12 protein-coding genes are annotated in these 11,703 nt (G+C 63.5%); 2 read left to right on the forward strand and 10 right to left on the reverse strand.

Translation table 11 applies throughout. The features are described from left to right. Nucleotides 1–33: 33 nt before the first annotated feature. The 4 genes from Q7T45_RS17330 to recJ all read right to left on the reverse strand — a co-directional run bounded on the left by Q7T45_RS17330 (nucleotide 34) and on the right by recJ (nucleotide 3,406). Nucleotides 34–843: an SDR family NAD(P)-dependent oxidoreductase gene (locus tag Q7T45_RS17330; protein WP_304872195.1), complete on the reverse strand. Its 810-nt coding sequence runs from the start codon at nucleotides 841–843 to the stop codon at nucleotides 34–36. A gap of 113 nt (nucleotides 844–956) precedes the next feature. Then, the gene (locus tag Q7T45_RS17335) at nucleotides 957–1,205 is read right to left on the reverse strand and encodes a type II toxin-antitoxin system Phd/YefM family antitoxin (RefSeq protein WP_304872196.1); all 249 of its coding nucleotides are present in this window, start codon (nucleotides 1,203–1,205) and stop codon (nucleotides 957–959) included. Further along, nucleotides 1,202–1,531, reverse strand: coding sequence for a type II toxin-antitoxin system RelE/ParE family toxin (locus tag Q7T45_RS17340; protein WP_304872197.1), 330 nt, complete (start codon nucleotides 1,529–1,531; stop codon nucleotides 1,202–1,204). Before Q7T45_RS17340 ends, Q7T45_RS17335 begins: the two co-directional genes overlap by 4 nt. Before the next feature lie 33 nt (nucleotides 1,532–1,564). Beyond that, a complete protein-coding gene (gene recJ, locus Q7T45_RS17345) occupies nucleotides 1,565–3,406 on the reverse strand; it encodes a single-stranded-DNA-specific exonuclease RecJ (protein WP_304872198.1) in 1,842 nt (613 codons plus the stop codon). Between the two features lie 327 nt (nucleotides 3,407–3,733). Here recJ and Q7T45_RS17350 point away from each other — a divergent pair, with 327 nt between their 5' ends. Continuing rightward, a complete protein-coding gene (locus tag Q7T45_RS17350; RefSeq protein WP_304872200.1) occupies nucleotides 3,734–4,831 on the forward strand; it encodes a methyl-accepting chemotaxis protein in 1,098 nt (365 codons plus the stop codon). 24 nt (nucleotides 4,832–4,855) lie between these two features. Here the strand turns inward: Q7T45_RS17350 and Q7T45_RS17355 are convergent, their stop codons facing one another. The 6 genes from Q7T45_RS17355 to Q7T45_RS17380 all read right to left on the reverse strand — a co-directional run bounded on the left by Q7T45_RS17355 (nucleotide 4,856) and on the right by Q7T45_RS17380 (nucleotide 10,246). Continuing rightward, nucleotides 4,856–5,575: a haloacid dehalogenase type II gene (locus Q7T45_RS17355; RefSeq protein ID WP_304872201.1), complete on the reverse strand. Its 720-nt coding sequence runs from the start codon at nucleotides 5,573–5,575 to the stop codon at nucleotides 4,856–4,858. A gap of 38 nt (nucleotides 5,576–5,613) precedes the next feature. Continuing rightward, a complete protein-coding gene (locus Q7T45_RS17360; RefSeq protein WP_304872202.1) occupies nucleotides 5,614–6,063 on the reverse strand; it encodes a GNAT family N-acetyltransferase in 450 nt (149 codons plus the stop codon). Between the two features lie 7 nt (nucleotides 6,064–6,070). Then, entirely contained in the window at nucleotides 6,071–7,069 is a 999-nt protein-coding gene (gene glpX / locus Q7T45_RS17365; protein ID WP_304872203.1) for a class II fructose-bisphosphatase, read from the reverse strand. Between the two features lie 78 nt (nucleotides 7,070–7,147). After that, on the reverse strand, nucleotides 7,148–8,467 hold the full coding sequence (locus Q7T45_RS17370) for a homoserine dehydrogenase (RefSeq protein ID WP_304872205.1): 1,320 nt from the start codon (nucleotides 8,465–8,467) through the stop codon (nucleotides 7,148–7,150). 80 nt (nucleotides 8,468–8,547) lie between these two features. Then, complete coding sequence (locus Q7T45_RS17375; protein ID WP_304872207.1) at nucleotides 8,548–9,768, reverse strand: LL-diaminopimelate aminotransferase; 1,221 nt, start codon at nucleotides 9,766–9,768, stop codon at nucleotides 8,548–8,550. Between the two features lie 187 nt (nucleotides 9,769–9,955). Continuing rightward, the gene (locus Q7T45_RS17380; RefSeq protein ID WP_304872208.1) at nucleotides 9,956–10,246 is read right to left on the reverse strand and encodes a hypothetical protein; all 291 of its coding nucleotides are present in this window, start codon (nucleotides 10,244–10,246) and stop codon (nucleotides 9,956–9,958) included. 271 nt (nucleotides 10,247–10,517) lie between these two features. On the opposite strand from Q7T45_RS17380, the gene Q7T45_RS17385 reads away from it, so the two are divergent. Continuing rightward, the coding region (locus Q7T45_RS17385; protein ID WP_370691300.1) for a PHA/PHB synthase family protein at nucleotides 10,518–11,703 on the forward strand (1,186 nt) is incomplete at its 3' end.

Raw genomic sequence — 11,703 nt, forward strand, 5'->3', positions numbered from 1 at the left:
TCGCTGCGCGATGCCCCGGAATGACGCGGGGCCTCACCCCTGCCTTACCGCCCCGCCCGCATTCATGCCGCCGTCGATCACGAGTTCCGTTCCCGTCACGTAGCGCGAGGCGTCGGACGCCAGATACAACACGCCGCTGGCGATTTCGATGGCGTGGCCGGCGCGGCCGAGCGGCGTCGCCAGTTTCGCGCGTTCCTCAGGATCGATCGGCGCGTTTTGCCCACTGCCCGATGCTTCCGTCGGAATCTTGCCCCAGATCGGCGTGTCGATGATGCCGGGATGCACCGAGTTGACCCGGATGCCGTCGCCAAAGGACGCGCACTCCATCGCGATCGCCTTGGCGAACAGCCGCACGCCGCCCTTGGTCGCGCAATAGCCGGCCAGTGTTTGCGCACCGCGCAGGCCCGCCAGCGACGACATCATGATGATCGAGCCGCCGCCGGTCCGGCGCATCAGCGGCAGCGCGTGCTTTACCGAAAGAAATACGCCGTCGAGATTGATCGCGGTCTGCCGGCGCCAGTCCGCCAGCGACATGTCCACGATCGACGGCACCGAGATTCCGATACCGGCATTGGACACCAAAATATCGAGCCGGCCATAGCGTTTCCCGACATCGGCGACGACTTCCTCCCAGCGCGGCTCGCTGGTGACATCCTGATGCAGGAACTCGGCTTCGTGTCCGGCCTTCTTGATGCCGGCGACAATTTCGGGACCTTTGAGATCATCGATATCGGTGACAACAACCCTGGCGCCTTCGCGCGCCAGCAACTCGGCGACCGCGGCACCAATGCCGGACGAACCGCCCGTAACCAGCGCGACCTTGCCTGCAACCTGCCCCGTCATTTCCACTCCCGTTGTTATCGTTGTTGTGTTTTACCGGATCATCGCAGGGCCCAACTCGTACTCGGCGCCCTGACCGCGAGCGATCCCCCGACCTGCAGCGACTGGGCGAGTCACTACTCCGTTTCGACGTCTTCCAGACGAACCCCGCGCCCTGCTTGCAGACTGGCACGGGCCTGCTCGATCCGGCGCAAAAATCGCGGATCGTTTTCGAGCCGATATTCAAACCAGTCCTCTTCCGACTGGAATCCGATCAAGATCCCTGCCGGTTTGCCGTGACGCGTAATGACGATCTCTTGCGTCTCCGCCTCACGAAGATACCGGGACAAGTCATCCTTGACCTCCGAAAGCGGGACTTCTTTCACTCCGGATTTCCGAACAATGCGAGCCATGAGCCGGCCTCCGATTTTGTCACGATCGCCAATATCTCGACGGTCGTTTCGGTTACGTCGTAGAATACTCGTACCTCGCCAACGCGAAGCCGGTATTGCGGCTTGCGCAGGCCGCGCAATCTCTTGACGCGGCTTCGACTCAATTTTTTCGGTTCGTGTCTCAAATGCGATTCGAGCGCAGCCCGGACATCGGCCCGAACGTTCGCTTTCAAGCTCTTGAGTTCCTGAACAGCCTCGGGGGCCAAAACAATGACGAATGGCATTCTGGCTATAATATAGCCAGAATAGCTGGCGGTCAATGTCTGGCATTGGCTGGAAGGTCAGCGCTGGCTTTACCGGATGATCGCCGGGCCCTGATCGGGCATCGCGACATCGATCACGCGAAACTGCACCCGCTCGGTACCCTGCCAGCGATCGACCGCGAGCGATCCCGCGACATGCAAGGGCTGGCCGCGATTCTGTACCAGCGCGTTGCCGAGCTTTTGCCCGATCGAGCGAAACGCGATGCCGTTGACGATGGCGCCGTCGCCGGATTTGAACCGCAGCCGCAGATGCGCCTGTCCGACCTCATCGGCATAGACCAGTTGATGCGACGGCAGCGCCACCACGGGCTCGGGATTGCCGCTGCCGAACGGGCCCGCGCGATTGAGCGTGGCGGCGAAATCCGGGGTCACGCTGCGCGCGCTGACGGCGCCATCGATGAACAGCTCGTTTTCGTGCCGCGAACTGGCGACGTCGGCGGCCAGCGCGCTTTCCATATAGGCGCGGAATTCCGCCAGTCGCTCCTTGCGCAGCGTGACGCCGGCGGCCATGGCGTGACCGCCGCCCTTCATCAGCAGCCCCTGCTTCACTGCCTGCCGCACCGCCTTGCCGAGGTCGACGCCGGAGATCGAGCGGCCGGAGCCGGTGCCGATGCCACCCGGCTCCAGCGCAATGGCAAAAGCCGGCCGCGAAAATTTTTCCTTCAGGCGTGACGCGACGAGGCCGACCACGCCGGGGTGCCAGCCTTCCGATGCCGTGACGATGACCGCGCCCTTGTCTTCCAGCCCGAGCGAGGCCAGCGCCTCGGCCTCGGCCTGCGCCTCCGCCATCTGCTCGATGACGCGGCGCTCGATGTTGAGGCGGTCGAGCTCGGCGGCGATCCGTGCGGCTTCCGAAACATCGCCTTCCAGCAGCAGCCGGACCCCGAGATCGGCACGCCCGATCCGCCCCCCCGCATTGATGCGCGGCCCGAGCATAAAACCGAGATGCCAGGCCTCGGGCGGGCCGTTCAGCCGCGACACATCCATCAGCGCGGTGAGACCGACATGATCGCGCCGCCGCATCGCGATCAGGCCTTTGGCCACAAAGGCGCGGTTGAGCCCGGTCAAGGGTGCGACGTCGGCGACGGTGCCGAGCGCGACAAGGTGCAGCATGCCGAGCAGATCGGGTTCCGGCATTTCACCGGTCCAGAACCCCCGCGCCCGCAGTTCCCGGTTGACCGCGACCAGCGTCACCAGCACCAGACCGATCGCGGCGAGATGACCAAGGCCGGAAAGGTCATCGGGCCGGTTCGGATTGACCAGTGCGTCGACCTCCGGCAATTCGTCGCCGGACTGGTGATGATCGATCACGACCACCGACATGCCGAGCCGCCGTGCTTCGGCCAGCGGCTCAAAACTGGTGGTGCCGCAATCCACCGTCACCAATAGGGTGGCGCCCTTGCCGGCCAGCATGCGGATCGCCTCGACATTGGGGCCATAGCCTTCAAAGATCCGGTCGGGAATGTGAATCAGCGGATCGAGCCCGCAATGGCGCAGGTGCCACGCCAAAAGCGCGGCCGAGGTGGCGCCGTCGACATCGTAATCGCCGAAGATCGCCACCTGCTCGCGCCGCGTCGCCGCATCCGCGATGCGTTTGGCGGCGGCTTCCATCTGGGTCACGGTGTAGGGATCGGGCATCATTTTGCGAATGGTCGGATCGAGAAAATCCTCGACCGCGTCGAGTTCGACATCGCGCCCGGCCAGCACCCGCGCCAGCATTTCCGGCAATTGATACCGTTGCGCGATCGCCAGCGCCCGCGCCGCCCCCCGTGCATCGAGCCGGTCGCGCCACAGCTTTCCGGTCGCGGAACGCGACACGCCGAGAAACGCCGGAGGCGCTTCGACGGGCAATGCGGATGCGGGAAGGATCATGATGCTTTCAGGGCGTAGGCGCGAAGGGCAGGAACGGCAATGGGAATTGTTGCAGTCGGGTTGGTCCTCGTTCCCCTGACAAGGATCGAACGGAGCACAGCACCCCGTTTCTCATACTTCAAATCGAGAATGAAATGCTGAAAAAATCATCTGACTGCTCAAACAAGATGCAGATCTTGGTCGTGTTTCTACCGTGCCGGATTCCAGAAATTAAACCCGCGTTAGGTCAAATCGACGAAAAGAATCAAAGTATCCGATGTGTGTTTTCTTTTTCCCCGTCCACCGCAGGAGACGGGTCAATAGCCGCAACGCAGAGGAAGTCGGTCAATGTCCACCGCGCTTGATTACAGTCGAGCGAGATCGATCGCGGGCGAAGCAGCCAATCCAGCAAGTGCCGAGGACGAGTCCGATATTTCCGCTCTGATCGCGCGGCTGACCGCCGAGGTCAACCAGATCGCCTGCGAGAAGACGAAATCGATCCAGCACATCACCAATCAGATGAAAATGCTGGCGCTGAATGCGCTGATCGAAAGTTCGCGGGCCGGCGCCCAGGGTGCCGGCTTTGCCGTGGTCGCGCAGGAAGTACGCAGCGTCGGTCAACAGGTCGAGGGCATCGCGCGGGAGCTTGAAACCCAGCTGACGAAGCGGACCGGCAACCTCATGAGTTCGATCGAGCGGATGACCGAGCGATCTCGCGGTGAACGCATGGTCGACCTGTCGCTGAACGCCATCGAGCTCATCGACCGTAACCTCTATGAGCGAACTTGCGACGTGCGCTGGTGGGCGACCGATTCCGCCGTCATCGACTGTGCCGCAGCGCCGGACGCAGCAACCGTCTCCCATGTGTCGGAGCGGCTGGGCGTGATCCTCGCCGCCTATACCGTGTATCTCGATCTTTGGCTCTGCGATCTCGACGGCAATGTCCTGGCCAGCGGCCGGCCGGACCGCTTCGACGTGATCGGACAGAACGTCGCCGCGACGAAATGGTTTCGCGAGGCGCGCGGGCTGCGCTCCGGCGACGACTATGTCGCCGGGGATGTCGAGTGCCAGCCCCTGCTCGCCAACGCCCAGGTCGCGACCTATTGTGCGAGTGTCCGCGCTGACGGCAAGGTCAACGGCAAGCCGATCGGCGTGCTGGCGATTCATTTCGATTGGCAATCCCAGGCCCGTGCCATCGTCCAGGGTGTGCGCGTCAACGCCGCCGACAAGGCGCGGGTGCTGCTGGTCGATTCGAATTTTCGCGTGATCGCGGCGTCCGACGGCCAGGGTCTGCTTACCGAACGCGTGCCGCTTTCGCTGGAGCAACAGCGCAGCGGCTTCTATTATGACGGGTCCGGCGCGCTGGTCGCGTTCCACGCCACGCCCGGCTACGAGACCTACAAGGGTCTTGGCTGGTTCGGCGTCATCATCGGCGCCGCGGCATAGCCGCTCGGCACCCGTATTGCTGATCTAGCACCCCATCTTTTCGGCGATTCCGTTAAAATCCTTGGCGACGATGTCCCAGTTGCCGGTCGCCTCGAAATCGTATTTCTGCAGCGGGCCGTATTCGGTCGGCCGCGCCACGAAGGCGGTCCTCAATCCCAGTTTCTGCGCGGCCTTCAAGTCCTGGTTATGCGCGGCCACCATCATCACCTGCTCCGGCGCCAGGCCAAGCAGTTTTGCGGCACCGAGGTAGGTTTCCGGGTCGGGCTTGTAGTGCTCGAACAGTTCGGCCGACAGGATCAGGTCCCAGGGCATCCCGGCAAACTTCGCCATATTGGTCAGCAGCGCCACATTGCCGTTCGACAGCGGCGAGATGATGTATTTCGTCTTCAGCCGCGTCAGCCCTGACACGGTGTCCGGCCAGGCATGAAGCCGGTGCCAGCCCATGGTGAGATGGTGCAGGTCAGTCTCGGTCAGCCCCTCGATCGAAAACCGCGCCACCAGCTTTTCCAGCGATTGCCGGTGCAGCGTATCCAGGATCATGTAACCGCGTTCGGGATGTTTTCTGACCTCATCCATCGAGGCGGCATAGACCGCGCGCCAGCCGTCGACCAGGGCGGTCCAGTCGGCCTTGATGCCGCGCGTCTGCGACCATTTGGTGAAATCATTGATCAGGCTGGTGCGCCAGTCGACGCAAGTACCGAACACGTCGAACACCAGCGCCTTGACCGCCGAAACGTCTGACATTTCCACTCCCTGTTTTTTTGTTCTTGACCGCGCCGTGTCTAGAGCACCTTGCGGTATTGGATGAATCCGAGATTGTCGGCAACCGCGTCGTACAGCGCGCGCGCCTGGGCGTTATCCGATTGCGTCAACCAGTAAACGCGGCTGGCGCTGGCCGCCCGGGCCTTGTCGTAAACCGCCTCGATCAGCGCCCGTCCGAGCCCCCGGCCCCGCGCCGTTTCCGCGACGAACAGATCTTCCAGATAGCAGTATCGGTGTGGCGCCCAGGTCGAACGATGAAACAAATAGTGGGCGAACCCCGCCAACTCGCCGTCGACATAGCCGCCCAGCGCAAACATCGGTTCGTCCGGATCATGAAACCGCATCCAGGCGAGATCGCTGACGTCCTGCGTCAGCGCCGTCTTGTAGAACGCCAGATAGCCCGCCCATAGCGGGTTCCATGCCTCACGCTCGTCCTCACCAACCGGTCGTATCTGGACAATGCCGGTCATGCGTTGCTCAGTCGAGGTGGAATTTTTCGAGCTGCCGGTGTTCGGCTTTGATGTAACGCACCGTGCCGGTGACCGAGCGCATCACAACGGTTTCGGTCTCGATCACGCCCTTGCGGAATTTGACGCCTGACAAAAGCGAGCCGGTGGTGACGCCGGTTGCCGCGAACAGGCAGTCGCCCTTCGCCATGTCCTCGATGCCGTAAATCATGCGCGGATCCTTGACGCCCATCTTGTGGGCGCGCACGCGTTGCTCCTCGGTATCGAGGATCAGCCGGCACTGCATCTGACCGCCGATGCAGCGCAGCGCCGCCGCCGCCAGCACGCCTTCGGGCGCGCCGCCGGTGCCGATATACATGTCGACCCCGGTATTGTCAGGATCGGCGCAGTGGATGACCCCGGCGACATCGCCGTCGGTGATCAGGCGTACCGCGGCGCCGGTGCCGCGGATCTCATGGATGAGGTCGGCGTGGCGCAGGCGATCGAGCACCAGCACCGTGATTGCCGAGGGATCGACGCCCTTAGCCTTGGCCAGCCGGCGGACGTTGTCGGAAGGTGATGCGTCAAGTTCGACGACGCCCTTGGCGTAACCGGGACCGACTGCGATCTTCTGCATGTAGACGTCCGGCGCATGAAGCAGCGTGCCGCCATCGGCCATTGCCATGGTCGCAATCGCGCCGGGCATGTTCTTGGCGCACAGCGTGGTACCTTCGAGCGGGTCGACGGCGATATCGACCTTTGGGCCGGCATTCATTCCGACCTTCTCGCCGATGAACAGCATCGGCGCCTCGTCGCGCTCGCCCTCGCCGATCACGACGGTGCCCTCGATCGGCAGCTTGTTGAGTTCGCGGCGCATCGCGTCGACCGCGGCCTGGTCGGCTTCCTTCTCCTTGCCGTGGCCGCGCAGCCTTGCCGCCGACACCGCCGCGCGCTCCGTCACCCGCACGATCTCGAGCGTCAGGATGCGCTCGAGCAGCAACTGCGGCGGAACAGAAATATGGGTCGACATTGGCAAACTCCCTTAGACGTCACTGCGGGTCTGGCGACCCGTACAATCGTTTCACGCGTTGTCCGTTCGGACGCCGCGTCAGTTCTTTTCGATCCGGATCACCTGCGGCCGGCCGCTGATCACCTTGTCATGCTGGACCGCGGCCAGCGCGCGATAGACCGCGTCCTCGCTGGTGGCGTAGGTGATCAGGATGACCGGCACCGGCGAAGCCTTCTTCGTCGCGGCGCCGACGTCAACACCATCGGGGTGGCGCTGCACGATCGACTCCAGCGAAATTTTCTGCTCGGCCAACCGGGTGGCGATGGTGGCGGCGGTGCCGGCGAGATCCCGCGCCATCAGCCGGATATAGTAGCCGCCCTCATGGCGCTCCATCGGCGCCTTTGTGGTCGCGCGCAATTTCTTGACCGGGCGTCCGAACGGATTGGCGCGGATGCCGCGCGCGACATCGGCGATGTCGGCGACCACGGCCGACGCGGTCGCAGCGCCTCCGGCGCCGGGGCCCACCAGCGTAATCGGCGGAATGCCCTCGCCGTCAATGGTCACCGCATTGGTGACGCCCATCACCTGCGCGATCGAGGACGATTTGGGTACCATGGTCGGATGCACGCGCTGTTCGATGCCCTTGGCGGTCCGCACCGCGACCCCGAGCAGTTTGACCCGGTAGCCCAGCTCTTCCGCGGCGCGCAGATCTTCCGGCGCGATCGAGGAAATGCCTTCGACATAGACCGAACTCTGCGCCACCTTGGTGCCGAAGGCGAGGCTGGCCAGAATGGCGAGCTTCTGCGCGGTGTCGTGGCCGTCGACGTCGAACGACGGATTGGCCTCGGCATAGCCGAGGCGCTGCGCGTCCTTCAGGCATTCGGCGAACGACAGACCCTCCTGTTCCATCCTTGTCAGGATGTAATTGCAGGTGCCGTTGAGAATGCCGTAGACGCGGTTGATGCTGGTGCCGGCCAGACCCTCGCGCAGGGTTTTTATCACGGGAATGGCGGCGCCGACCGCCGCTTCAAAATTCAGCGCACCACCATGCTTTTCAGCCGCCTTCGCCAGCCGCAATCCGTGCTTTGCGATCAGCGCCTTGTTGGCGGTGACCACCGATTTGCCGGATTTCAGCGCCGCCTCGATCGCCGCCAGCGCGGGATCGCCGGAGCCGCCCATCAACTCGACGAAGCAATCGATGCCGGGATCGTTGGCCAGCGCCAGCGGGCTCTTGGCCCATTCGATGCCGCGCAGGTCGAGCCCGCGCTTCTTCACCTTGGAGCGCGCGGTGACCGCGACCACCCGCACGCCGCGTCCACAGCGCGCCGACAAGATCCGGCCTTGCTGCTCGATGAGACGGACGACTTCGGCGCCAACAGTGCCGAGCCCCGCAATACCCACTTTCAAGGGTGCGACCATGACCCGAAAAACCTGAAAGAGAAACTCAAACTAGGCATGACCTTGTCCGAAAACCGGAAGTCCACTTTTCGGGATCATGCCTATCGCCGGTTGGCGAGAGGAACCACGTTGTGCAACGTTTCAAGCCCGCTTTCAAGGAAGCGGCGCACGCCGCGGGCGGCCTGGCGGATCCGCTGCTCGTTTTCCACCATGGCGATGCGGACATACCCCTCGCCGTGCTCGCCGAAGGCCACCCCCGGCGACACCACCACGCCCGACTTCTCGACCATCAGGGTCGCGAACTGCATGCTGCCGACGTCACGGAACGCCTTGGGCAGCGGCGCCCAGGCGAACATCGAGGCCGCCGGCGCGGGAATATCCCAGCCGGCGCGGCCGAAGGAATCCACCAGCGCGTCCCGGCGCTTGCGGTAGGTGTCGCGCATCTCGCGGATGCAGTCGTCGGGACCGTTCAATGCCGCGGTCGCCGCGACCTGGATCGGCGTGAAGGCGCCATAATCGAGGTAGGATTTAACCCGCGCCAGTGCTGCGATGATGCGTTCGTTGCCGACCGCGAAGCCCATGCGCCAGCCCGCCATCGAGAATGTCTTCGACATCGAGGTGAATTCGACGGTGACGTCGATCGCGCCGGGAACCTGCAGCACCGAGGGCGGCGGGTTGTTCTCGTCGAAATAGACCTCGGCATAAGCGAGGTCCGACAGGATGAAGATCTCGTGCTTCTTCGCGAACGCCACCAGATCCTTGTAGAAATCGAGGCTCGCGACATAGGCGGTCGGATTGGAGGGATAGCAGACCACGAGCGCCAGCGGCTTCGGGATCGAATGGATGATGGCGCGCTCCACCGCCTCGAAGAATTGCGGCGTCGGCTCGGATGGAACCGAGCGGATCACGCCGCCCGCCATCAGGAACCCGAAGGCGTGGATCGGATAGCTCGGATTGGGGCACAGAATGACATCGCCGGGCGCGGTGATCGCCTGCGCGACGTTCGCAAACCCCTCCTTCGAGCCCAGCGTGGCGACGATCTGGGTTTCCGGATTGAGTTTCACGCCAAAACGCCGGCCATAATAGGCCGCCTGCGCCTTGCGCAGGCCGGTGATGCCGCGCGAGGCCGAATAACGGTCGGTCCGCGGCTTGCCCAGGGTTTCCTTGAGCTTTTCGATCACATGGGGCGGCGTCGGCAGGTCGGGATTGCCCATGCCGAGATCGATGATATCGGCCCCGGCATTCCGTGCGGCCGCCTTGGCCCGGTTGACCTGCTCGAACACGTAGGGCGGCAGACGGCGGATGCGGTAAAATTCTTCCATCGGTCTCATAGCTCCGGAACCGGGTCGCGGCAGGGGATCGCCAGCATGGCTTGCAGCACCGCGGACTCGATTCCGCGCAGAAAGCCCGCTTGATCAATGATTTAGAGCAAATTCGCGCCAAACCGTTGAATCGGGATTGTTTTACCACGCGGGCCCGGCTGCGCCAGCCGTAATAGCGAAAGCTGGCTCACTTTGCGGCGGAGTTTTTGGCGGCGGCGGACGCCTGCTGGTCCCGGGCGGCGGCCAATTCGCGCAGCGCCTGCGCCTGCTGCGCCGGCCCCATCGCGGCCTGGTCGCGATCGGGAGGCAAGTCATGAACCGGAAGATAGACGCCGGCCTCCTTCGGCCGCGCGGGGGCATCCGCCGGCGTGCCGACCAACGGCATATCCGCGATCGATGTCGCGCAGCCGCCGAGCGCCAGCGCCGACAGCAAGAGTGCTGCCGCCGTAGCTGCCATGATGTGCCGATTGATCGCCATCCCCTGAGGAAATCCCCGCCTCACCCGCGCCGCTGGTATGAGCCTTGCAGCGGCAATACGTCAAATTCTTCTGATCCGGCTCCGTGGTTCAAACCTTTGTCGCCCGAAACGATTAAAGCCGAAACAACAAAGCCGAGCGTTGGGGCCTCAATATGTCGGAACCAAGAATTTTATCGCACTGCAGCGGGTGCGGTGCGGGAGATTAACCCCTAATCATTCCGCGCTGATTGCGCGCGGTGACGAACTGGAAATGAACCTATAGTGTCGTCCCATGAGTGAAGTCGCCACCGAGACCCAAGTCGAGACTCACGTCCCGAAAAAATTCGATCCCGAAGCCTTCGCGATGAACCTTGCGAAGGCGATGGAGAGCAGCGGCCAGGCGCTCGCGGCCTATCTGAAGCCGCGCGAGAACGGCGAAGCCCGGGACAAGCCGCCCAATGAAATTGGCGAGGTGGTGAAGACGTTTTCCGCGGTGGCGGAATACTGGCTGTCGGACAACGAGCGATCGGCAGACCTGCAAGCCAGGATCGCCAAGGCCTATCTCGATCTCTGGGGATCATCGGCGCGCCGGCTTGCCGGTGAAGCGGCGAAGCCCGCGATCGAGCCCTCGCCGCGCGACAAGCGGTTCAAGGATCCGGAGTGGAAATCGAACCAGTTTTTCGATTTCGTGATGCAGCTCTATCTGCTCACCACGCAGTGGGCACATGATCTGGTGCGCAATGCCGACGGGCTCGATCCGCACACCCGCAAGAAAGCCGAGTTCTACGTCCAGCAGATCAGCAATGCGCTGGCGCCGTCGAATTTCGTTCTTACCAATCCGGAAGTGCTGCGCGAGACGCTCGCCTCCAGCGGCGACAACCTGGTTCGCGGCATGAAGATGCTGGCGGAGGATATCGAGGCCGGCCGCGGCACGCTGCGGATTCGTCAATCCGACCCCGCCAATCTCGTGGTCGGCGTCAACATGGCGACGACGCCGGGCAAGGTGATCTTCCAGAACGAGCTGATGCAGCTGATCCAGTACACGCCGACCACGGAAACCGTGCTGCGTACGCCGCTGCTGATCGTGCCGCCCTGGATCAACAAGTTCTACATCCTCGACCTCAAGCCCCAGAACTCGTTCATCAAGTGGGCGACCGAGCAGGGCTACACCGTGTTCGTCGTCTCCTGGGTCAACCCCGACGAGCGGCTCTCCAAGCTGGTGTTCGAGGATTACATGAAGCTCGGGCCGCTGGCGGCGCTGGGTGCGATCGAGCAGGCGACGGGCCAGCGCCAGGTATCGGCGATCGGCTACTGCATCGGCGGCACGCTGATGGCGGCGACGCTCTCCTACATGGCGGCGCGCGGCGACGACCGCATCGCCGCCTGCACCTTCTTCACCGCCCAGGTCGACTTCACCGAACCCGGCGAACTCGGAGTCTTCATCGACGAGGACCAGCTCGCCAGCATCGAGGAGATGA

Source organism: Bradyrhizobium sp. (genome assembly GCF_030646015.1).
In the GTDB taxonomy this organism is placed as follows: Bacteria; Pseudomonadota; Alphaproteobacteria; order Rhizobiales; family Xanthobacteraceae; genus Bradyrhizobium.

Bases quoted from the DNA above. Each gene is read 5' to 3' on its own strand.
- Q7T45_RS17380 (WP_304872208.1), bottom strand. From the start codon at position 10,246: ATGGCGATCAATCGGCACATCATGGCAGCTACGGCGGCAGCACTCTTG.
- Q7T45_RS17360 (WP_304872202.1), bottom strand. From the start codon at position 6,063: ATGACCGGCATTGTCCAGATACGACCGGTTGGTGAGGACGAGCGTGAG.
- Q7T45_RS17350 (WP_304872200.1), top strand. From the start codon at position 3,734: ATGTCCACCGCGCTTGATTACAGTCGAGCGAGATCGATCGCGGGCGAA.
- recJ (WP_304872198.1), bottom strand. From the start codon at position 3,406: ATGATCCTTCCCGCATCCGCATTGCCCGTCGAAGCGCCTCCGGCGTTT.
- glpX (WP_304872203.1), bottom strand. From the start codon at position 7,069: ATGTCGACCCATATTTCTGTTCCGCCGCAGTTGCTGCTCGAGCGCATC.
- Q7T45_RS17375 (WP_304872207.1), bottom strand. From the start codon at position 9,768: ATGGAAGAATTTTACCGCATCCGCCGTCTGCCGCCCTACGTGTTCGAG.
- Q7T45_RS17355 (WP_304872201.1), bottom strand. From the start codon at position 5,575: ATGTCAGACGTTTCGGCGGTCAAGGCGCTGGTGTTCGACGTGTTCGGT.
- Q7T45_RS17330 (WP_304872195.1), bottom strand. From the start codon at position 843: ATGACGGGGCAGGTTGCAGGCAAGGTCGCGCTGGTTACGGGCGGTTCG.
- Q7T45_RS17370 (WP_304872205.1), bottom strand. From the start codon at position 8,467: ATGGTCGCACCCTTGAAAGTGGGTATTGCGGGGCTCGGCACTGTTGGC.